Here is a 22,687-nt window from a genome sequence, read left to right on the forward strand (position 1 = left end):
AATCATACCAGTACGTTGAGCAGCAACACGCCGATAAGCCCGGCAATGCCGATGATGGACTCCATCACCGTCCAGGTTTTAAACGTATCTCCAATACTCAGTCCCAGGTATTCTTTGAACATCCAGAAACCCGTATCATTTACATGCGAACACATCAGGCTGCCGGCTCCGATAGCCAATACCATCAACTCGGGTTTTACATGCATAGAAGCGATCAGTGGCTGCACAATGCCCGCTGCGGTAAGTGCGGCTACCGTAGCCGATCCAACAGCAATGCGGATAAGGGTGGCTACCAGCCATCCTAAAAATAATGGCGCCAGGGAGGTTTTCAGAAAAAAGAGCGTAATGGCATCCGCCGTCTTACTTTGTATAAGTACTTCCTTTAACGCCCCACCCGCAGCAATTACCAGCACAATGGTGGCAATAGCATTTAGTGATCCGCTGGTACGGTCCATCAGCAATTTGATGGAAACGCCCCGAAACACCCCTAAAAAGAACAGCGCGCAAATCACCGCAATCAGCATGGCCATACCCGGATCGCCCATAAATTGCAGTACCCGGAAAAACGCACCGGTCTGCTGTTTTTCCAATGCTGCGGATACTGCGGAGGCGGCCATTAGTAATACCGGTATCAACGCTGTAAATAAACTGATCCCAAAACCGGGCAATGAGGAGGCCACCATTTCTTCACTGCCAAAGATGCCGGGTGGCGGAGCGGCCGTTATTTTCCGGATACGTTCGGGGAAAAATATGCCGGCCAGCAACAGGGTTGGCAACGCAATACACAACCCATACAGGAGGGTCTTCCCCATATCGGCCTTAAACAAAATGGCAATAGCCGTTGGCCCCGGATGGGGCGGCAGGAAGCCGTGGGTAATGGAAAGCGGGGCCGCCATCGCAATGGCAAGATATGCCAGTGGCAAACCCGTTTGCCGGGCTACCACAAAAACAAGGGGAATCAGCACAATAAAACCAGCATTATAAAATAATGCCAGTCCCACTGCAAAACCGGTAACAGCAAGTGCCACCTTTGCCCGTGCCGGGCCAAATACCCGGATCAATCCATTACAAATACGTTGTGTTGCACCGGTTTCAGTGAGCAAGGCTCCCAGCAATACGCCCATGCCTAAAACAAGGATAAGGGAGCCAAGCGTGTCGCCGATTCCTTTACTGATGGCCGTAATCACCTGCGGCGGGGCCATACCATTTCCCAACGCAATAAAAAGGGTCACCACCGTTAATGCGATAAATGCATTGAGCTTTACAACGGTGATCAGCAGCAACAGCAATACAATTCCAAGCGTCAGGATCAACAGGGCCATGGCAAGTATTTCTCCCGAAAATACAGTTATTGTACGAATACGCCATGGATCAGTAAAATCCGCGCTGCCCTAATAAAACACGGATCTGTTCCAATTCCTCCGGAAGACTGGTTATCGCTACTGTAACGCAGTCGGCCTCAGCTTCCGTTGGTTCCTCCAGCGTTTCGAACTGGCTTTGCAATAATCCCGGCGGCATAAAATGTCCTTTCCGTTTTTCCAGTAAGGCATCCACCTGGTCAAAATTCCCTTTCAGGAACAGGAATAAAATGGGCACGCCGTTCTGCCGCAATACTTCCCGGTATTTTTCCTTGAGTGCCGAGCAGGCCACTATTACCGAAACGCCTGCAGCATTCAGCGTTTGCATTTCCTGGTTGATACGCCGGAGCCATCCCCAGCGATCGGCATCCGTTAACGGTATCCCGGCATGCATTTTTGATATATTGGCAGGAGGGTGCAGATCATCCCCGTCTGTAAAGCGCCAACCCAGTTCCCCGGCCAAAGCCTTACCAACAGTGGTTTTGCCACTGCCGGATACCCCCATAACGATGATGCTCCTGCCCGTTGTATGAAACATAGCCCAATTTACGGTCAATAAAATTATATCCGGTTTTTTTCTTCTTCGGCGCTTTGTTCTACCTTTTTATCCTTGATCTTTTTACCCGCGTTCAGCAGGTAATTAACAGAAATACCGATCGTCCGGGTCGGGCGCTTCTGGTAGAAGTCGATCTTTACACCGTCATAGGTAGTGAGGGTTTTTTCTCTGAATGTATTGAACACATCGGTAAGGTTTAATCGCAGCCGCAACTTATTATCAAAAAACTTTTTTCCAAATGACACATCGGTAATAAACATCGTGGCATGACGGGTATTGCCCACTACATAGGGCGAATTGTAAACGGTGAAGAGGGTAGCATCAAAATTCTTTTTCAATGTAAAGGTTTGATAGGTATTCAGGTTGAAGGCCGTTTGGGCAAACTGAAAATTATTGATAACATAGGCTGTATAAAAAAGCCCGGTGTAAACATTGGCGGACCACCACTTTGTGATCTTAACCGGTGCATATGCCGAAGCACCATAAGAAGTGCGGTATTTAAAATTCCGTGTCTGGTACTCGATTACCCCATCGGGCTGAGGATTGGCAAACTCTGCGATGATGTTATTGGTCCGTTGGTATAGCAGGTTCAGCCCATAACCTTTCCAGAAATTATACCCCATCCTGTAATTATCCGAATACTCGGGCAACAGATCGGGATTACCCACCATAACAGAATAATCACCGATGCGTAGCCGGAAAGGATTCAGATCCCCGAACTGCGGCCGGCGGATCCTCCGGCTATAACTAAACGACAGGGTGGCCGGAACGGCTTTATCATTGAGCTGTTGCAATAAAAACACAGATGGAAACAGATTCAGGTACCTCCGCGTAAATTCCTGTGCGGAGGTCACATTATTTCCCTTCATAGATGTTTCTTCCGCGCGCAGCCCCAGTTTAACACTGGTTCGTTTTACGGAAGTCTCCATTGCCGCATAGCCCATCAGCAGGTTTTCATCATATATAAACTGGTTACTGGCATCTTTGTTGATGACCCAGGCTTCATTCATCATCTGCTCGGTAGTAATGGTGTTATCCCGTTGAGTGGCCACATATTTTAATCCCGCCTGCAGTTTGGTTACCCCGGTAAAGTAATGCAGATAATCTGCCTGGCCACTGTAAATAGCTGTGTTGCTGGGATAGCTGTTGCGGTAAAGTGTATCCTTCAGTGGGTCTGTATATACAGATGCCACCTGCATCTCTTCCGTTTTTCGTCCCTTTACATAATCCGCCAGGATCTTAAATACCGAACCCAGGGTATCTAGTTTATAACTGTAGTTAAGCGTACCTGTCAACAGGCGGGGGGTGCGGCGCCAGTCGGTAACCGAGTTGCCGGTAACCATTGTGCCGGCAGCATCCTTTAGCGTGATGCCTGTTTTAAACTTGCGTAAAAGATCCGTTCCGGTGGTACCCCCCTGGAAACTCAGGGATTGCTTGCCGGAGATATCATACACCACGCCGCCCTGGAAAGCAGATTGGCGGTTGTTGTTGACCCTGTCGGTGATTCCGTCGTAGGTGCTGTTATCTTTATAGCTATTGATGGTACGTGCATAATACACCTGTTCCTCCTTGGATAGGGAGCCGTTGCCAAAGAAGTAAAAACGCTTTATCTTATACTGTGCCGAAACGCCGGCAGACAAATAAGGTTTTCCTTTTTGTTGCTTATATTGCCCGGTAAGCTGTCCCGTAAATCCTTCATCTCTTGCCTTTTTCAAAATGATATGTATCATTCCCCCGGTACCGGAGGCCTCATACTCGGCGGGAGGATTGGCGATGACTTCGATCTTCTTGATATTTTCCGACCGGATGGTGCGAAGGTACTCGGCCAGATCAGAACCAGACATCCGTTGTACCACATCATTGATCATCACCGTTACCGACCCGTTTCCCTGGATTTTGATCGTGCCGTCCGGATCTACCCAAATACCCGGTGCCTTTTGCAATACTTCCAGCGCATTATTTCCATCGGCCAGCGGCGTTCCTTCTACATTTACAATAAACCGATCGGCTCTTCTTTCCACCAGCGGTCTGGAGGCGGCAACGGTTACCACATTCATGGTCCCTTTCTCTTTTTCAAGAACCAGCGGTACCAGCTTTAATGTATCGGAAAACACCATCATAAAGCTCGCGGCCTTATAGCCAACGGAAGACACTTGCAGGCGATACGTTTTCCCCGGTTCAAACCCATACAGGATCCGGAACCGACCATCGTTTTCCCCTGCGGTGCCCCCTAATGTGTGTCCCTCATCCATCAAGGTAACCGATGCATAGGGTACGGGCTTTTGATCCGTTCCGATCACCCTTCCCTCCAGTTCCTGTACCGGTTGCTGACTCACCGCCGCCTGATCCCGAAGTGCTTTACTTCCTATTACAATCAGGTGCTCTGTACGGCTTGTATAAAATAAACCCAGGGGCGGCAATATCCGGTTTAAGATGCCTGAGACCGGCTCCCGCTGAACGTTTACAGAAGTGGTCATGGAGTCCAGCACGATTTCATCACTATAAATGATCGTATAACCGCTTAACCGCTGCAGCTGGTCCAGCACTGTTTTGATTGGTTGATGCAAAGCATTAACAGAAACCTTCCGGTTCTGTGCGGGTACATATGTTGCCCATACAATCATTAAAAAAATAAATACCCCCCTCCTTGCCCGGTTCATAACGTTTGCTTCTACAGTATACGCCCGTTTTAAAAAATTGTTACAGCCGGCAGTCCTTACCGGATCGTGACCTTTTTATCCTCAATTTTATATTGGAACGGATAAGCCATCTTTAGCGCCTCCAGCCCTTCTGCCAGGCTTTCATTAACAAACATTCCGCTGAACCGTTTTTCTTTCAGCGCCGCTGTTTTGATTTCAATGGTTACGCCGTATTTTTTTTCAAGTTTTAAAGCAATATGCTGTAACTGTTCTTTTCTAAACACCAGGGAGTCTTCTGCCCAATGCAAATGCGCTGCCATTTGCACATCAACCGAATCAATGCGAAACTGCATTGCCCCCGCTGCCGTGTTGGGCGCCAGTAACCATTGATTGGGCCTAAGTAATACCTTATCCGTGCGGTCACCGCGCCGTGACACTTCCACCGATCCACGCAGCAATACTACTTGCACTTCCGCATTATATTTATAGGCATTTACATTGAAGGCAGTTCCTTTTACTTCTACGACAAGCGGACCTGCCAATACCTGCAGGGGAATGTTCTTATTTTCAGTTACATCAAAAAACGCCTCCCCCTGCAGCACGATCTTGCGCTTTTCTTCCCCAAACTCCGTATTGTATTCCAGGGTCGAATGGTTGTTCAGCGTTACCTGCGTACCATCCGGGAGTGTTGTGTATAATTTTTCGTCCGTTGTCTGAAGTACCAGCATCCGTTCTTCTTTTGTTGATTTATTATAAGCGCGCATCCATACAATTGCGCCCGCAATCAATAATAATACAGCTGCTATTTTTAACAGCGCCGCCCACCGTAATACAGGCCTCTTTATCTGCGCCGGCATCGCGTCATCATCCGCCGCTATGCGCTCCCAGATCGCTGAAAGCCGTGCCTCCAAACCGGGCAGGGATGCCATTGTTTGACCTGTGCCCGTTCCGATCGCTTCATCGAGTTGCCTGTACTCCTTGTTTTCAGCCACACACCGGTCAAACACTTCCTGTTCCCCCGGTGAAAGTTCATTTCTCATCTTCTTTGACAACAAGGCTAAAAATTTTTCCCTGTTCATATTATTTATGCTGCTTTTATAAAGACAAAAAAAACATCCGGCATACTCACCCTGCTCAAAAAAATAATAACAGTGTTTTTCCGGTTACCCGCTGTTCCTTCGGATGATAACCCAGGTAATCGCTGATGGCATCAGCCAGGCTTTTTACAGCCTTGTACAGCTGGTTTTCAACAGTTCTTACAGAAACCGAAAGAATTGCCGCCACTTCCCTTGCTTTTAGCCCCTCCTCCCTGATCAATTTAAAAATCAGCTGCCGCTGTGCCGGCAAACGCTCCACGGCTGCATGCACAATCGTTTCCAGTTCCCTGTATTCCGTGTCTGCAGTACTACCGATGCGTTCACCGGGCAACTCCGGCACATGAAAGGAGGTACGCAATTTTGCAGACTGCCGCAGGTAATTGAGAGAAGCGTTTTTTACAGATACAAAAAGATAGACCTCCGGCGCGCGGACCTCATTAAGCCGGGAGCGTTTTTGCCAGATGTTAACAAAGACAGAAGATACCAGCTCCTCCGCAGGCTCGGGTTGTTTTACATATTGCAGAGCAAACCGCACCATCTGCTCATAATAGCGGTAGAACAGCTGGTTAAAGGCATTTTTTTGCCCTTCGCCGATCTGCCGGAACAGTAAATGGATGGATGTTGCTTGCATGCCTGTATACAGACACTAAAAATAATGCATATACTTACGCAGCCGTTCATTTTATTTTACGGTATTCACCTTAAATGGCAGCAGGGGTGCGGAAGCTGCACATAGGGCTACAGGCGCGGTCGGGTTTCCTCTTTATAGTCAACCGTTTTCGGATTCAGCAACACCATTTGCAAGATCAGGGCCAGCAAAACAATAACAGACAGCATGGCAAAATCCCGGCGCAAATGGCCTGCATCCACAGATCTTCCTAATACATCGGTAATCCATGCGCCTAACAGAACGCTGGTCATATTCATAAGCCCATAAGCAGTGGCCCGGTATTTTGGTGCCACCAGCTGGCAGAGGATGGGCATATTATTGGCATCAAACATACCAAAACCCAAACCAAAGCAAAATGCAGCGCCGGTAAGCGGCAATAAGGTACGCCCATACCCCAGCAGCAACAGTGCCGGAATGGTAAGCAGTATACCCAGGGCGCTGGTATACACACGCCCCTTTAGGTTCTTCTGTACCCACCGGTCCGATAGCAGTCCGCCCGCCACAACACCCACCAGTGATGAAACCGCAATAGTAACGGTAGCAAGCGGGCCGGCGGTACCCATTTCCATTCCCAGATGGCCGGAAAAAAGAGTAGGCAGCCAGTTCTTTACAGCCCAGCCGGGGATACTGGGCACCGTAAAATATAACAGGAGGATCCAAAAAGAAAGATTTGAAAACAGTGTTTTAAAGGTTTGGGATACCGGCGGACCCGCTTTTTTGTTCGGCGATACCTGCAGTTCGGCCGACCGGTGTTCCTTTAAAAACAGGATCAGTACCACCGCATAAATAATTCCGGCAATACCAAAAGCATGAAAGGTTGCCTGCCAGGAATAGGCCTGCGCCACAGTGGCGCCAAATCCTCCAAAGGCCTGCCCTGCATACAACCCGATCATATGTATGCCTACGGCCAGCGATCTTGTCTTTGAAGAATGGTAGTCTGCGATCAACGACAGGGCCGCCGGTATATACAAGGCTTCACTGATGCCCATTACTGCGCGCAAACCGTATAGCTGGTTAAAGGAAGTGGCAACCCCCATGAGCAAGGTAACCGCAGACCATACAAACAAGCTTCCGGCAATCAGCCATTTCCGGTTTAACCGGTCGGCAATGATGCCGGATACCGGCGACATCAAACCATAAATCCAGAGGAAACCCGCCATCAGGTGTCCGAAATTGGCAGCACTCTGCAACTCTGCAATATCGATCTGCATGGAAGGCCGCATCGTGGAAAGCATCTGCCTGTCGAGATAATTGAGCAGGGCCACCACCCATAACAAGGCTACCACGATCCACTTATAATATTTTTTCTCCTTTAACAGCATGATGAACGATTGTTCCTGATGATTACTTTTTTAACACGGTCAGCACTTCCGGTGTACGGATGCCTGGTTTTATCTCCCCTCCCGGAAGCACCCAATGATCTCCCCACAAAACGGCGGTAGTGGTTACAGGAATGAATGGCATATCTGCGCTGATATCAGGAAGGATCGACCAGGTATTTTTCCGGAAATCGTATACCAGCATTTTTTTGCCAAACCCCGGATGTGCTTCGCGCAGATCCTTACCGGCATTGCTGCCGTCGTCACCGCCTAAAAGATAGAGGTGCTGCCGGTCATGCATCAGTGGTGAAGCAGCCGCCACCGCCGGATATGGAAGGGCTGCAATTTTCGTCCATCCCGTTCCTTCCGAAAAACGGTATGCATCTCTAAGATACTCCCGTTTTCCGTTTACCAGGCGGGCACCGCTAAACAGATAAAAATCATCTCCAACTGCAGCCGCTACGGCCAACATACGCGACGGGCCGGGCCAGGAGGCCAATGCCTTCCATTGAGCGCTTCTTAAACCATCCGAAAGATCCAGTTCATAAAAAGCGGCAGTGGTTGTGCCTGCATCCGGTGCTGCAATACCGCCCGCCACATAGATCTTGTTTCCCACCTTTACGCCGCAGGTATTGGCCAGCGGCTGCGGCAACGGTTGCAGCGTATCTGTTTTCAGCACCCCTTCCTTGATCTGCAGGAGTAATACCTCCGCACGGTGCCCGGCCGCATTACTTCCGCCGATACAAAGCAACCCTTCGGGTAATGAAACGGATACCCCATACCCAAGCGGCCGGGGCAGGTGGCCGATCTTTTTCCATGCAGCCGTCTTTTTCTCCAACAGGAATACCTCGCTGTACCATACTTTTTTTGAGCCCAGCCAGGGCGCGCCGCCACCTGGAAAATTGCTGCCGCCGGCCACTACCAGCCGGTTGTTGACAAGTCCTGCAAAAGAACCCGCAAAACCCGTTGTATCCGGCAATGCGCTCCAATATTCGATTTCAAACTGCTGTGCAGCTATCGGATTCAACAACATATATGTGGCTATGAATAATATGAACCAGCGTTTATTTTTCATTTTTTATCGATTCATCTTCCTGCTGAATCCGGTCCAGGTTTTCAAAGAAATGAACGGCCGCTAGCCGTTGCTGCACGTGTTGCCGTTGATCGGCTGTCAATGCCGTTAAGGGTAACCGGCAGGGACCTAACTCCAGTCCTCTTAAACGTACAATTGCTTTTTGCGTGGGTATCGGACCAAATTCCGGCAAACAGGAAATCATTTGCACGGCCTGCCATTGCAGGGCCCTGGCCCTTTCCAGGTTGCCCTGTTCAAATGCCCGGATGACGGCATTGTACAGCGGGGCCGCAAATGTATAAGTACTGCCGATGGCCCCTTTTGCGCCTACAGCAAGCGCCGGTAATAACAACTCATCATATCCAAAAAGGATATCGTACTTGCCGTCTTTATAATTCAAACAGCTTTGATACTCCTGCAATGTGGCTGCAGTGTATTTAATGCCGGCGAAGCTGGGTATCTGCGCTTCGGCCAGTTCCAGAAAACGGATCATATCTACAGCAATGCCGGTAATGGCCGGGATATGATAGTAGTAGAACGGAATATCCGGTGCCGCTTCGGCAATAGCGGCCATACAATCGACCAGGTTGTTAACGGATGCGGGTTTAAAATAAAACCCGGCTACAGAAGATATGGCGTCGGCACCAATAGAACGGGCATGTTTTGCGAGGCGGCGCGATATGGCGATAGCGCTATGCCCTACGTGCACAAATACCAGCATGCGCCTGTTTACTGCTTTCACATATGCTTCGGCTACCTGCATCCGTTCTTCCTCGGTAAGATTGGGCCCCTCCCCGTTTGTACCACAAATAAATATGCCCTGCACTCCATCGGTGATCAGTTGCTCCACCAGTAATGGAATCATATCAACATTTACAGAGCCATCTGCGTGCAGCGTACTAAATGTTGCTGCAATTAATCCTTTTATTTTCATTCGTATAATTTCTGCTTTTATGCTGCTTAATACTCCCCTGCATTTTTTAACCGGGCTATTTTTTCTGAAACCATTTTGCCGGCAACTTCTTTAACACCAGCCGGTAATTAAAATCACGGTCTTTTGATGCCGACTCATACAGGCAATAGACCGTTCCTTTTTCATCTACGGCCAAATCGCTGTAACCCGAAGGGCCTGCATCAATCACTTTATTAAAACTCCAGGTAGCGCCCTCATCAAATGACAGTTTTGCAGAAAGATTTCTGCGCGGATGTTTTTCGATATCCCTGCTGTCTGGATTTACAAACAATAATGCCGGCTGCTTCCCTAATTTGGGTAATGCAAGAATGGGCGCCATACAGGTAGGATCAAATAACGCCTCCGCAAATGTTATTTCTGTCCAGTTATCAGCGCCGGTGCTACTTTTACTAAACGCCCTCCGTTGTCGTTTCGATGGATTGCGGATACTCATCAGCACCGATCCATCCGGCAGCTGTACCGGCATGCTTTCATTGGGATTCGAAATGGCAGCAGTGCTGTCGGCAATAATCGCACCCCGGTTCCAGGTCTTGCCATGGTCGTCGCTATAGATAGTAGCAACACAGGATGGAGCATGACTTCTCCGCGGTGTTAACCGGCCGGAGTTGGCCAGCCATACGGCACTGAGCAATCGACCGTTCTTGAGTTGAATGCCGTGTCCGGGCCCGGGTGCTAATACTTTCCAGTTATATGCTCCTTTAAAGGCATTATAGGTAGCTGTTATATTCACCGGTTTCGACCAGGATTTACCATCATCTTTTGAACAGGTATAAAATCCTTCTGCATAATCCCGCTGGTATAACAGGTGCACGGTACCGTTTGCATCAACAATGGGTGTTGGATTACCAACCGGGCCGCCTTTCATCGAATCGATGATCAGGATCGGTTCCCAGCTGTTTCCCCCATCGGTGCTGCGGCGCATGATCAGGTTCATATCTGCCCAGTCGCTTGCCGTGCCGATACGGCCTTCGCAAAAGGCCAGCAGCGAGCCGCGCTTTGTATATACCAGCGCCGGTATACGGGTTGATTTATATACAGCATCCGGCTCAAAAACAGTTACAGGCTGCATTGCCGGTGATTGCAGGCGTGCGCCGCAGGCACTTATCAACAGTATTACGGTAATCACCCCGGCCCACCTCCACCACCGGTTGCGGCCCTGGTTGTTTTTACCGGATATCATCATACTTTCCATCATTAATATTTAAACAGATTGGCAATTTCGTTATCATTTAACGCGCGCTTGTACACCATCAGTTCATCCAGCTTTCCAATAAAATAATTACTAAAACTTCTTGCTCCTTCCTGCATACCGATCTTGAAGTCTGCGGCATTGGAAACCTCTTTTATCCCCGTGGTTGAGCTGCGCTCCGTCATTTTCTGACCGTTAATATAAATCTTTGTTACCAATCCCGAACGTACGGCAACAACATGGTACCATTTTCCATCCGCAATATTCCCCGGATCCGCCAGCGCCAGGAATGAACCACCGGCCGCATCCTCCGTATTAAAGGCCGTATATTGTGTAACGGAGCTGTTCAGGCGCAACCAGGCCTGGTTATCTTTTGAACCGTTCTTACCGCTTTCCTGCCATACCATCATCCGTACAGTGCTGGAGGATTGTATCCAAACGGAAACCGTAAAGTCCCCCGCCCCCATATTAAAACCAGGATTATCGGCCACCATAAGCCCTCCGCTGCCATCAAAGCTGCCTACACCGGTTGTCGTTCCATTTCTTCCGGCCTGCTCGACACCTACCTGTCCCTTCTTTGTAACAGAAAGCTTTAACGGACCTTCATCGTTAATGGAATGATTAAATGGAAAATAACCAACCAATCCGTCTACCGGAATTACTCTTATAAACCGTTCCACTGTTTTTGAATGCGCGGTCACCTCATTTTTGATACTTAATGTTACTGTATAAAGACCGGCCTTTTCAAACAGAAAGGAAGGATGTTGTTCCGCAGACCGGAAGGTTTCGGCATCCCCTTTTATTTCCCAGGCCCATTCCGTGGCAATACCCAGGGACTGATCGGTAAATCGTACACGTTGCCCCTCGTAAATGGATTGCACATCGGCGTCAAAAGCCGCCACCAGGGTATAGGGATCAATGATGTGCAATGCTTTTTCTTTTACAATGGTATCGCTGTAGTCGGGGTTTGATGCGATCAGCCGGATATCATAAAAACCGGTATCGGCAAAATTCATCTGCGGATGCTGCTTATCCGAGCGAATAATCGCGCCGGTTGCCAGCGCCGTAAATTCCCATTTCCATGAAGCGGGCAACCCCTTGCTGATATCAGTAAACTGCAGCTTTTCATTTTGAAGCGCCACTGTCTTTTGCTGGGTGAAGGCTGCTTCAACCCGACTATAGCCTACCGCGATCATCTTTTCTTTGGTAAGCGTTACTTCACCGGCTGCATTTCTCAACGTTAACGTTACGGAGTAATTTCCGGGTACTTTATAGGTTACGGTTGGGCCGGAGAGATTGGATGTAGCAGGCTCCCCTCCTTCAAATTCCCAATGCCAATTTGAAACGGTGCCCTGCGCCAGCTCTTTAAAGCTAACGCTATCACCCGCAGTAAGTGCCACTTTATCAACAGTGAAATCGACGGTAATGACAGTGCTGACCTTATCCTTTCTGCACCCTGCCAACATCAGCCCGATAGCTAAAGTGATCCCCGATAAATAATTTATGATCTTCATACGGCCGTTATTGAAGGTTAGATAATGGAATGCGTTTAAAATAGATCCGGTCATAGGGGCTCTTATCGCCGTTCTCAAAAATCAACCCGATGTGCCGGTCATCCAGCAACGCCATATCGGAATAAGCGGCGGCTCCGTAGAAAACGGTGTAGGCCTTGTTCCAGGTTTTTCCGTCATCCCCAGACATTTTCACGGTCATATTCGTACGCGTTTGTGCCGCAGCGTTGGATTGCAGTAATACCCAACTTCCATTCTGTTTAAAACTGATCATACTTCCCTGGCATTTAGGATCTACAAGATCCGGCTGCAACTGGTTGTTACCCCAGGTTAAGCCACCATCGGTACTTGCGGTAAACACCCGCGCATTGGATACAGAGGAGCGCATATTGAGCAACAGGCCGGTATTGGTTTCCGCCACGGTACACTCACCAACATCTCCCTGTTTTGTCAAAGCACCTTTCTTCCAGGTAGCGCCATGGTCATCTGAGTAAACAGAAAAAGAATAACTCTTATTTCCCAAATTGCTTGCGCTCGTATAAGTAGGTGCAATCATCCGGCCTTTATAAGCGCCTTCCTTTATCTGGATGCCGTGCACCGGCCCGGTTGCATACCAGGTCCAGCCCACCTCTTTTACGCCGGCGGTAATCTCCTCCGGTGTTGACCAGGTGAGCCCTTCATCGGTTGACCGGGTTACAAATGCCCGGGTGTTATTCCAGCTCATTAACAAATGAATGGTTCCGGTTTCTTCATCCACAATAGGTACGGGGTTTCCACAAGTGTTTCCCCCGTCATCCCAGATCACCATTAAATCGCTCCAGGTGTTACCACCATCCGTGCTTCTTTTCAGTACCATATTAATATCACCGGCATCACCGCAGGAGCCGCACATCCTTCCTTCTGCAATGGCCAGCAGCGTACCGGATTTTGCACGCACTATTGCCGGAATGCGAAACAACGCATATCCTTTATATCCGCGCTCAAAAAGTTTCACATACTTATTCGAATCTGCCAGTCCCGGTGCATTTGGATTTACCGGTTCAAACCCAACCAGGCCTTGTTTTTTACATCCGGTGGCTATCAATACCAGGCCGCTAAACCATATTGAAAAAAGCGTTTTTGTAAGCATCGTTTTAAAATTTAATATCCTTCTGTCTGAATTAAGTTAGGATTCACATCTATCTGTGCTTTCGGAATGGGGAAGAAAAGCGGCACAGGCCCGTTCATATTAGCTACTTCCGCCCGTACATCAATCACACCTTCAAAATGAAAGCGCAACAGGTCCGGCCAGCGCTTCAGCTCCAGGTACAGTTCCCTGAAACGTTCGTTGAGTATCTCCCGTTCTACAGACAGCTTATCGGTTGCCCCCTTGTAGTTTCCGATACCCGCGCGTACCCGTATCTTATCCAATTCGGCGATCGCTTCTGTGGTACGTCCCATAGCTGCCAGCGCCTCTGCTTTAAAAAGGATCAATTCTCCCAGGCGGTATATAATAATGTCGTTGTCGTAATACCGGTTATCCGGATAAACGGTTCCGCGCATTTTATTATCAAATACACCAATCACCGCATTGTTAGCACCGGTAGCAACAATAAACGAAGCATTTGCTCTTTTATCATTTGCATTCGCCTTGAAGGCTTGTTGCAGTTTATCAGACGGCGCATACTGGCTCCGGGCGCCGCTTACAGCATAGGGTATATCATTTTTATTCAATGCCGACTGAACAAAAATGTCACGTGGTTTGAGTTGCTTACTATACTGATCCGATTTCTCATCCTTTGCAAAATGTAATGCAAACAGTACTTCCTTGCCTTTCCGGTTATCCGTGCTGAATATTTTTGAAAACTCGTCTTCCAGGCTTAAACCGGCTGCTGCCTTATCGGCTGCCGCAACCACCTCTGTAAGATCGGTTGTTCCGCCGTTCAATACTTTTGCACGCCAAAGCAAAACATCTGCCTTTAACGCATAGGCCGCCTGTTTTGAAGCCAGGTCCTTGTCTTTAATATTATCTTCAGGGAAAGCGCTGATGGCCGCATCAATATCGTTCAGTACAAACGTAATAACCTCCGCAGCCTTTGTTCTTGCGGGAAGCGGCATATCTGCACTTTCGGTTGGTTCGGTAACCACCGGCACATTGCCCCAGCAGCGTAACAGCGTAAAGTAAATATGCGCCCGGATAAATTTCACCTGGGCCAGTATCCGCATTTTATTTGCTTCCTGGGTAAACGCAATACCAGGCGCATATTTTAGTACCAGGTTACAATGGTGTATCACATTGTAAAAATCCAGCCAGTTGGGCGCATTCTGAGGAGTCAGGTTCTGCAGCCAGGCAGAAGACATTCCTGATTCCAGGCCCGGGCTAAACGCATCGCCCCTGTCTTCCAGGTAATAGGTATTGTTCATTACATCCCGGTACTTTGTGTAGATACCGGTAAGGTATCCGGTTACATCCCCCTCCGCATTCCAGTAGTTTTCTGCAGTGATGGCAGAGTCCGGCTTTATATCGATCAGCTTTTCACAGGCGGGCAGCAAGAACAACCCCGCGAGTAAAAAAATAAGTACGCAATAATTTTTCATTTCAATATGATTTAAAAGGTTGCATTTACTCCAAAGATTACCTGTCTTGGCCGGGGGTATAAACCCGGGTCGGATCCCGTATATACTTCAGGCATCAGCCCGTTGTAATGGGTAAGGTATCCCAGGTTATATACCGAGCCAAATACTTCCAGGTTTTGCAGAAAGATCCGGCCGATGAGCTTCTGTGGGAAACGGTAGCTCAATGTAACTTCACGGAACGCCAGGAAATCGCCTTTTGAGTAATACAATGAATTATTGGATCCATCCGAATTGCCGATTCCATTATCCCAGCGAAGATGATTCCTGAAATTATAATCGTAATCGCTTTGCACGGTATACTTCGGAACTGTTGCCCGGTCACCCGGTTGTTTCCATACATCCGGCCCCATTACATCCGGCAGGGCAGCGTTATTATTGCGGGCACTTCCCATAACATCAGCCTTGAACTTATTATCGATCACATGACCGGTAGCCCAATCGCCAACAAAGCGTAATGAGAGGTTTTTATACATCACCGTATTGACAAAGCCGCCTGTTTTGTCCGGACGTATATATCCCATAAAGATCATATCGTTGTTATCAATAATGCCATTCCCGTCGAGGTCATCCCAAATTGCATCCCCACCCAGTTTTACACGGCCGCTGGCATTGAGATCTCTTGGTGCATTCGCCGCATCTTCGTCCGTTGCATACGCTCCCAGCAGATGATAGGCCCAGCGCTGTCCAAAACGCTCCCCTTCCGCCAACCCGCCCACTTTCCTATAGGTTCCCGAAGCGGGATCATAGATATAATTGCCCCCCACGCGGTTTTTATCTTCCTGGTTTGCGGGCAGTTTTACCACCACGCCTTTGTTGTAAGAAAACGTGGCATTAACTTTCCAGGAAAAATCCCGGGTTTGTACCGGCAGCGCTTCCACCTCAATTTCAAAACCACTGTTGCGGATAGAACCATAATTGCTCTTGATAGAAGCAAAACCGGTGGTCGCATCCAGTGGTTTATCAAAAAGCCGGTTGGATGTTAATTTATTATAATAATCCAGGATCAGCGTTACCCGGTTGTTGAGAAAACCGATATCCGCCCCCGCGTCAAATGAAGCCGTTTTTTCCCAAACCAGGATATCATTTTTAAGCGTAGTATTCAGGATGCCCACCTGGCCGGCATAATTATAGCCCGTTGCATACTGGCCATATGCATCATAGGCCCCGATATTATTATTTCCTACCATACCGAAGCTGGAGCGCAATTTCAGCGAACTGATCGTTTTTAACATCGGATCCCAAAATGCCTCCTTATGCACATTCCATCCGGCAGATAAACCGGGAAAGAACGCCTGCCGCCTTTTCTCTGCAAAACGCGAAGAACCGTCCATCCGCAGGCCGGCCGAGAGCATATACCGCGATTTATAATCATAGTCGGCCCGGCCGAAATAACTCATCATTGCCTCGGAAGATTTGGTGGAAGAAATACGCTGTGTTTCGGCTACTGTGGCATTCAGGGTTGTAATATAATCCGTGGGAGCGCCGCGCCCGCTGCCATTTAGCCGATACGCATAATTATTGATATAGCTGGTTCCCACCACTGTATTCAGGCGATGCCCCTGTCCGATTTGTTTATTATAGGATAAGATACCGTCCAGCTGGGTTTGCCGGTCGAAATTATGATTGGCCGATGCATTCCGGTTCTTATACACCGTACTGAAGGCCTCATACCTGTTTTCGATCCCCTCCGTTGTAAAATAATAGAAGGTAGGCGTAAATTTCAATCCCGGCAAAATATCCCAGTTCGCCCCAATCTTGGATGTATAACGGTATACTTTTACATCGGTATATTTTTCCTTATAATATACTTCATAAAGCCGCGGTACAAAGGAAGATATCCCCTCACCCGGAGCAGGTGTGCCATCTTCAAAAAGGAGGCGGTAGGTAGGCGGTGTTTTAAGAGAGCGGTTTACCACATTGGTATAGTTATTAGGGGCATTGGCATTCCGCAGCTGGAAACTGAAGCTGGTATTCATACTCCATTTATTACTCAGCTTCATGGTACCGTTAAACAAGCCATTATAGCCCTTGTAGTAGGTGCCGTATACAATGCCCTGCTGGTTATTATGACCCAGCCCCAGGTAATAGGTATACTTGTCGGAGCCGCCGCTTACACTGGCGTCCACATCAAAGCGGTTGGCATGCTGATAGGTTACATTTTCAAAATCCGTATTCTTAAAGATAAGTTTCCTTCCGGTAGCCGGATCTTCCATGGTTTCCCAGCCCTGGTTATTAATAAGGTCCGCCACGTACGCCTCACCATAATCTTTTATATACACATCCAGGAATTCAAGTGTATTTTTTGAGTTGCGCGGGTTACCGGTAGACATTCCATAAGTGCCGCCGCTTAAGTACAATTGCGGATTGGTGGTATTATATGCAGCGATGTTTTTACGGGTTACATAAATATAATCGCGGGCGTTTAAAAAATCATACTTTTTCGCCTGCTGATCCTGGCCCGTTGAAAACTTGATATTGATCTTGGGCTTTCCGGCAGCACCTTTTTTGGTAGTAACAATAATAACGCCGTTTGCAGCCCGGGCCCCGTATAAAGCGGTAGAAGCCGCATCCTTTAAGATCTCCATCGATTCGATGTCATCCGGGTTCAGATCGCTGATGTTCCGCATCTGGCCAACAATTCCATCCACAATCAATAAAGGCGCGTCGCTTTCAGGAGATGTGGAGCTTCCGCCCCGGATAAATATCTGTGGATTGGCACCGGGCTGGCCATCTGATAACTGGATAGATACCCCAGCCACCTTGCCCTGTAACTGCACCAGCGGATTTATCCCCGGCGCATTCTTAAATTCCTGGCTGCCCACTTTTGATACCGACGTGGTTAACGTTGTACGGGATTGCTTACCGTAAGCGATGACCACCACCTCATTTAAGGGGTCCGACCGGGAATCCAGCGTTACCGTAATATGCGATTCCTTCCCGGGTATAATTTCCCTTTCTTTATACCCTACCGCACTAACCACCAGGATAGCGGAACCTTGCGCTAAGGAAAGGCTAAAAAACCCGGCCGTATCCGTTGTGGTACCTGCCGTGGTGCCCTTTACCAACACACTGGCGCCGGGTATGGGCTGCAGCTCCTCGCTCACCACCGTACCGGTGATTCCCTTTGACGTTTGCGCATTCAGGAGCATCGGCCCCATAAAACAGCAACAAAAAAAACAGCATAATGCAATCGACTTCATGGCAATGATTTGTATGACCTTAAACATTTTTTACTCCGGATGATTTTCCAGGACCCGGGTTATTTTTTCACCGACAATCATTTAGTAGTTATGTTCTACATAACAAATATAGAACATAATATCATTCTACAAAAAAAATTAACCAAAGGTTATATCCATGAAAAAGGGGAACGATTGCTTACCGGCATCAAACGCTGCCGGCGTATATTATCAGCGGCTGGATTTGAGCCGGTCGTAATGCGGTTGCAGGTGCGCCAGCATTCCTTTCTTGAAGGCTTCCTTATCGCCCTTGCGCAGCAGTTTTACCAGGTCCTTATGTGAAACTTTTCCGGACACCTGTTTTTCTTTTTCCAGTTTTACTACATAACCGAAGATGGGCAGCAATAGTTTTTGAAAGTTCTTCAGGGTTTCGTTTCCGGTCATTTCATACAGCTTGCCATGAAAGGCAATTTCATTGTTGATCCGGAAGAAGTCGCCTTTGGTTTCATTTGCAGCAATGGCGTCCAGTTCATCGATATCCGCGGCCGTTTTGCGGATAAACAGCAGGTCGGCGATCCCAACCTCCAGGGCCAGGCGCAGTTCAAACAGGTCCTGCAGTGTGGCGGTATCCATAATTGCAGGGTTCAGCACTTTTTCAAAAGTGCCCACGATATCCGGGTTGGAAATGATCATCCCCACCTTTTTCTTCGATTCAATAATGCCCAGCATTTTAAAACGGCTCAGGGCCTCCCGTACCACATTCCGGCTTACGCCCAGCGAAGCTGCGAGCTCCAGTTCGGTAGGTAATGCGTCACCCGGCTTAAAGGATTGCTTTGTAAAATATTCGCGCAGACTCAGTTCTACCTGTTCTGCCATCGATTTGGCACCGATCGGTTTAATGCCTTCAACCATAGAGTGGAATTTTTTTTGTACTACAATTGAACAAAATTATGCATTCATCCGAAATCGCCGCATTTAATCTTTCGCTATGCCGATGTATACCGGAGCAGTTAGCCCTTTACCCGCTATCACACCGTATGCGCCCGACAAAACAGAACGCCATAACGTTGCCTTCATCATACGCTATGATGTACACCAACCCTCTTGCTTGTACCTGCTATTTTAAGCGGCAGCTAAACGTATAAGTGCCTGAAGCAACTTTGTAAACCTGGTACCCCTGCGCTTCTTTTAAAAAAACAACCGTTCCCGGGGCCCCGGCTTTTTTTCCATCCAGCAAAACAGATCCCGGTGCGGCAGGTATCCATACTTCCGCCATGGTATTTACCGGTATTTCCACATGCAGCAAAAAGTTATCCGCGTGTTGTTCCCAGCTGCTACCGATCGTTCCGTAAGGTGAGCGATACCAGCCTTTTGCAAAACTGAGTCCGGCAGTACGTGGCTGTATCCTAAAGGTCTTAAAACCGGGAGCCGTTGCATTGATCCCCAGCAACGAACGGTAAAACCATTCGCTCACGGATCCGAACATCGGATGATTTTGCGAATAGGTATTGTCTGAATATTTCCAGGTTTCCCATAAGGTGGTAGCCCCCTGCGCTACCATATGGCCCCAGCCGGGAAAATCTTTTTGATTCACTATGGTATAGGCCAGTGTATCCAGGTTATGTACCCGCAATACATCAAACAGCATTTTCGTTGCAAAAATGCCGGTGGACACATGGTTATTTTTAGCCGCGAACGCCTGTACCAGTTGCCGGAGCACCGCTTGCTTTTCTTTTTCCTCCGCGATGTCATACCACAGCGCGAACAATTGTGCCGCCTGTGTTTGATTATCAAAAATGCCTGCACCTTTGTAAAACCGTTTCCGGATCGCCGCCCGGATCTTTGCTTCCAATGCAGCATAACGGTCCGCCTCCGCCTTCTTATTCAAAAGCTCCGAAAACTCACGCATCAGCTGCACATGATGAAAGAAGAATAGTGAAGCCGTTAGTGCAACCGGTTTGGGATCAAGCGACTCATGATCGCTGATGTCCTCTTCGTATAAAAATCCCTTTGCACGATCTTCTAGAAAACGGATTTGTTTTGTAAGGGAAGGATAATACGTTTCGATCACCCGTTTATCTCCATAAAACTCATATAACTTTTTTACCAGGTAGGGATACCCGAGTTGCCAGCCCAGCGGACCGGATGCATCTCCTGGTCCCTTATCATGTAACCCCACATAGGGCGCCGTTTCTGTAATGCCGCCCAAGGGGCGCTGATCATCTTCAAAATCCTGCAGTGATTTCCGGTAGAAATTATACATATCAAAATTGTAGCTGAACGATTCCAGCGTACAAAACAGATCGCCTCCATAGCCAAATTTCTCCCGTCCGGCGCAGTCTGACTGCACACTGAAAATATTACTTTTAAATGTGCGCAGGGTTAACTCCTGTATTTTATTGAACAGCCGATTCGAACATTCAAATACACCGGCATCGGGCACATCCGCGTGCATTTGTAATCCTTCAATATCATCCACCGTTGGTTTTCCGGGCCAGCCGGTGAGCTCCACATACCGGAACACATGAAAGGTAAACCGGGGATTCCATGTTTCCATGCCTCCGCCCCCGGCAATAAAGTGGTCTTCCTGCCAGGCCACCGGCGGCGCTTCCGGTCCGCCGTTTCCATTCTTGATCTGCCCCGCTACAGCCGTCATGCCATTTACGTTTCCATCCTTGTATACGTCTTCGCCATAGCGCAACGAGATGCGCGTTCCCTGCGGAGCCTTTACCCGGATGCGGGCTACGCCGGCAAAGTTCACGCCCATATCTGCTACAAACTTTCCGGGCGCCACTTCCGTAACGGCAACCGGTTTTATAACCGCTGCCACCCGTACCGGGGGTTGCAGATCCGCCTGAAGCTTACCCTTGGGTCCATTTGCTATGGCAGCCGGCAAATCTCCACTTTCAGGCACCTGCTGCAACCAGGCCTTCGTATCGGCCCGGCCATCAAAAGTTTCTCCCAGATAAACGCTGTTCCGGATTACCGGACCCGCTTTCCATTTCCAGCTATTATCCGTATTGATCGTTTCCGTTGTGCCGTCGGTATAGGTAACCCGGAGCTGGGCTTTTACAACCGGCCTTCCGGTAGCCAGCGCATTCCGGAGATTGTAAACGCCCCAGAACCTCATGGGCAGCGGATTATACCATCCGTTCCCCAGCATCAACCCCGCAATATTCCGGCCCTTCCGGAGGTTTGCCGTAATATCATATACCCGGTACAGGATCCTTTTATCAAAATTCGTCCAGCCGGGACTCAGCCAATCCTTTCCTATTTTTTCACCATTCAGGTATGCCTCAAAATAACCGGCCCCGGCAATATACAGGCGTGCCGTCTTTACAGGCTTTGTAACCGCCACGGCCTGTTTAAACACCGGCATCGGATCGTCTTTATAAAAACCGGCATCGGTCCCCGGCAATGACTGGCCATCACTGATCCATTGGGCCTTCCAGTCGGCTGCTGACAGCATGGCGGTTTCAAACCAGGCCACCGGGCTCCATTCCGAAGCCTTTCCATTGCGGTCATATACCCTTACCTTCCAGAAATAACGGGTAAAGGACCGCAGCTGCTTTCCCTCAAAAAGGATGATGCTATTTTCAGCGGAGTTCCGCTTACCCGTTTGCCAAACATTGCCCGTTCCGGCCAATACCTGCTCCGCGCGGTCGCCCACGATCATTTCGAAAGCCGTTTGAAACTGACCGCGTTCCGCCGAACGGAGCTGCCAGCCGAAAGCCGGCCGGGCCAGGTCTATTCCCAGGGGATTTACCGTTTGTTCACAGGTTAACTGCGTTGCAGTAATACCACCGGCCTGAACCCGGCATACGAAGAACAGAAAAAACAAGATCGTGGCAAAGAATCGCATTGCTGATTGAATTTGGGTGCAGGCCAAAAATACTAAAACCATGAAAATCACTATCCTGCACTGTTATGCACGGTCATTTACACCGTCCTAGTTCTAATTTAACAAGCACGATGTCCGTTAAATGATAATGGCCGACCGGCGCTGCTGCACGCTCCGGGTGTACCCTTCAAAATAACCGGGAACAGGATCGCCGGCGCCGTTTTGCAGCCGGCTGCGTACCTGGCTAAAGGCGAGCATGCCGGTTTCGAAATGTGGCTGGCCAGTGATGAAAATGGGTTCATCCAGTTTTTGATACCAGTAGTAGCTACCACCGGTATGCCTGCGGGCCACCTCAAAAATATAGGCCCCGGCGCCCTTCACAATTTTTTGTTGCTGCTCAAACGTCATCTCCTTATAAAACCCGCTGGCATCCTCAAGCAGGGTTTCAAGTATTTCAAGACTGGGAACCGAAAAATCAAGCCCCGGATATGTTGCCGCATACTTTTGAAGAAAGCCGGCGGCCAGCAGTTCGAGCTCTTTATCAAGCTGTAATGCCGGAGCGGTTCCGGGTTTTTCATCACCGGAATCTTTTTTATTTTTGCCATTAAAAAAAGTAAAAAAACGCATAGGTTTAAGTTTAGACCGGTGGAACAATCAGCCGGATAAA

General features: G+C 48.7%; 16 protein-coding genes. All 16 read right to left on the bottom strand.

Features of this window, described 5'->3' with window-relative positions; translation table 11 throughout:
* Positions 1–2: 2 nt before the first annotated feature.
* The 16 genes from LQ567_RS25025 to LQ567_RS25100 all read right to left on the bottom strand — a co-directional run bounded on the left by LQ567_RS25025 (position 3) and on the right by LQ567_RS25100 (position 22,647).
* Complete coding sequence (locus LQ567_RS25025) at positions 3–1,322, bottom strand: gluconate:H+ symporter (RefSeq protein ID WP_231008661.1); 1,320 nt, start codon at positions 1,320–1,322, stop codon at positions 3–5.
* A gap of 49 nt (positions 1,323–1,371) precedes the next feature.
* Positions 1,372–1,896 (bottom strand): gluconokinase, encoded by a 525-nt coding sequence (locus LQ567_RS25030; RefSeq protein ID WP_231008662.1) that lies wholly within the window; start codon positions 1,894–1,896, stop codon positions 1,372–1,374.
* A 23-nt stretch (positions 1,897–1,919) separates the two neighbouring features.
* Positions 1,920–4,574 carry an outer membrane beta-barrel family protein gene (locus LQ567_RS25035; RefSeq protein ID WP_231008663.1) on the bottom strand — a complete coding sequence of 885 codons (2,655 nt, stop codon included), beginning with the start codon at positions 4,572–4,574 and terminating at the stop codon, positions 1,920–1,922.
* A gap of 56 nt (positions 4,575–4,630) precedes the next feature.
* Positions 4,631–5,632, bottom strand: a complete 1,002-nt coding sequence (locus LQ567_RS25040; RefSeq protein WP_231008664.1) for a FecR family protein — start codon at positions 5,630–5,632, stop codon at positions 4,631–4,633.
* A 55-nt stretch (positions 5,633–5,687) separates the two neighbouring features.
* Entirely contained in the window at positions 5,688–6,281 is a 594-nt protein-coding gene (locus LQ567_RS25045) for an RNA polymerase sigma-70 factor (protein ID WP_231008665.1), read from the bottom strand.
* Positions 6,282–6,388: 107 nt separating this feature from the next.
* Entirely contained in the window at positions 6,389–7,642 is a 1,254-nt protein-coding gene (locus LQ567_RS25050; RefSeq protein WP_231008666.1) for an MFS transporter, read from the bottom strand.
* A gap of 22 nt (positions 7,643–7,664) precedes the next feature.
* Positions 7,665–8,714 (bottom strand): galactose oxidase, encoded by a 1,050-nt coding sequence (locus LQ567_RS25055; protein WP_231008667.1) that lies wholly within the window; start codon positions 8,712–8,714, stop codon positions 7,665–7,667.
* On the bottom strand, positions 8,704–9,645 hold the full coding sequence (locus LQ567_RS25060; protein ID WP_231008668.1) for a dihydrodipicolinate synthase family protein: 942 nt from the start codon (positions 9,643–9,645) through the stop codon (positions 8,704–8,706). The genes LQ567_RS25055 and LQ567_RS25060 overlap by 11 nt, the downstream gene beginning before the upstream one ends.
* A gap of 55 nt (positions 9,646–9,700) precedes the next feature.
* Positions 9,701–10,867 (bottom strand): sialidase family protein, encoded by a 1,167-nt coding sequence (locus LQ567_RS25065; RefSeq protein WP_231008669.1) that lies wholly within the window; start codon positions 10,865–10,867, stop codon positions 9,701–9,703.
* 11 nt (positions 10,868–10,878) lie between these two features.
* The gene (locus LQ567_RS25070; protein ID WP_231008670.1) at positions 10,879–12,387 is read right to left on the bottom strand and encodes a PKD domain-containing protein; all 1,509 of its coding nucleotides are present in this window, start codon (positions 12,385–12,387) and stop codon (positions 10,879–10,881) included.
* 7 nt (positions 12,388–12,394) lie between these two features.
* Entirely contained in the window at positions 12,395–13,513 is a 1,119-nt protein-coding gene (locus LQ567_RS25075) for a sialidase family protein (protein WP_231008671.1), read from the bottom strand.
* An 11-nt stretch (positions 13,514–13,524) separates the two neighbouring features.
* On the bottom strand, positions 13,525–14,961 hold the full coding sequence (locus LQ567_RS25080; protein ID WP_231008672.1) for a RagB/SusD family nutrient uptake outer membrane protein: 1,437 nt from the start codon (positions 14,959–14,961) through the stop codon (positions 13,525–13,527).
* An 11-nt stretch (positions 14,962–14,972) separates the two neighbouring features.
* Positions 14,973–18,200, bottom strand: coding sequence for a SusC/RagA family TonB-linked outer membrane protein (locus LQ567_RS25085; RefSeq protein WP_231008673.1), 3,228 nt, complete (start codon positions 18,198–18,200; stop codon positions 14,973–14,975).
* Between the two features lie 210 nt (positions 18,201–18,410).
* Positions 18,411–19,091: a FadR/GntR family transcriptional regulator gene (locus tag LQ567_RS25090; RefSeq protein WP_231008674.1), complete on the bottom strand. Its 681-nt coding sequence runs from the start codon at positions 19,089–19,091 to the stop codon at positions 18,411–18,413.
* 205 nt (positions 19,092–19,296) lie between these two features.
* The gene (locus LQ567_RS25095) at positions 19,297–22,041 is read right to left on the bottom strand and encodes an alpha-L-rhamnosidase (RefSeq protein WP_231008675.1); all 2,745 of its coding nucleotides are present in this window, start codon (positions 22,039–22,041) and stop codon (positions 19,297–19,299) included.
* 117 nt (positions 22,042–22,158) lie between these two features.
* Positions 22,159–22,647, bottom strand: a complete 489-nt coding sequence (locus LQ567_RS25100; RefSeq protein WP_231008676.1) for a hypothetical protein — start codon at positions 22,645–22,647, stop codon at positions 22,159–22,161.
* Positions 22,648–22,687 lie beyond the last annotated feature (40 nt).

This window comes from Niabella pedocola (genome assembly GCF_021044425.1).
GTDB lineage: Bacteria > Bacteroidota > Bacteroidia > Chitinophagales > Chitinophagaceae > Niabella > Niabella pedocola.

Coding starts and splice junctions, on each gene's coding strand:
- LQ567_RS25025 (WP_231008661.1), bottom strand. CDS start 1,322: ATGGCCCTGTTGATCCTGACGCTTGGAATTGTATTGCTGTTGCTGCTG.
- LQ567_RS25030 (WP_231008662.1), bottom strand. CDS start 1,896: ATGTTTCATACAACGGGCAGGAGCATCATCGTTATGGGGGTATCCGGC.
- LQ567_RS25035 (WP_231008663.1), bottom strand. CDS start 4,574: ATGAACCGGGCAAGGAGGGGGGTATTTATTTTTTTAATGATTGTATGG.
- LQ567_RS25040 (WP_231008664.1), bottom strand. CDS start 5,632: ATGAACAGGGAAAAATTTTTAGCCTTGTTGTCAAAGAAGATGAGAAAT.
- LQ567_RS25045 (WP_231008665.1), bottom strand. CDS start 6,281: ATGCAAGCAACATCCATCCATTTACTGTTCCGGCAGATCGGCGAAGGG.
- LQ567_RS25050 (WP_231008666.1), bottom strand. CDS start 7,642: ATGCTGTTAAAGGAGAAAAAATATTATAAGTGGATCGTGGTAGCCTTG.
- LQ567_RS25055 (WP_231008667.1), bottom strand. CDS start 8,714: ATGAAAAATAAACGCTGGTTCATATTATTCATAGCCACATATATGTTG.
- LQ567_RS25060 (WP_231008668.1), bottom strand. CDS start 9,645: ATGAAAATAAAAGGATTAATTGCAGCAACATTTAGTACGCTGCACGCA.
- LQ567_RS25065 (WP_231008669.1), bottom strand. CDS start 10,867: ATGATGATATCCGGTAAAAACAACCAGGGCCGCAACCGGTGGTGGAGG.
- LQ567_RS25070 (WP_231008670.1), bottom strand. CDS start 12,387: ATGAAGATCATAAATTATTTATCGGGGATCACTTTAGCTATCGGGCTG.
- LQ567_RS25075 (WP_231008671.1), bottom strand. CDS start 13,513: ATGCTTACAAAAACGCTTTTTTCAATATGGTTTAGCGGCCTGGTATTG.
- LQ567_RS25080 (WP_231008672.1), bottom strand. CDS start 14,961: ATGAAAAATTATTGCGTACTTATTTTTTTACTCGCGGGGTTGTTCTTG.
- LQ567_RS25085 (WP_231008673.1), bottom strand. CDS start 18,200: ATGAAGTCGATTGCATTATGCTGTTTTTTTTGTTGCTGTTTTATGGGG.
- LQ567_RS25090 (WP_231008674.1), bottom strand. CDS start 19,091: ATGGTTGAAGGCATTAAACCGATCGGTGCCAAATCGATGGCAGAACAG.
- LQ567_RS25095 (WP_231008675.1), bottom strand. CDS start 22,041: ATGCGATTCTTTGCCACGATCTTGTTTTTTCTGTTCTTCGTATGCCGG.
- LQ567_RS25100 (WP_231008676.1), bottom strand. CDS start 22,647: ATGCGTTTTTTTACTTTTTTTAATGGCAAAAATAAAAAAGATTCCGGT.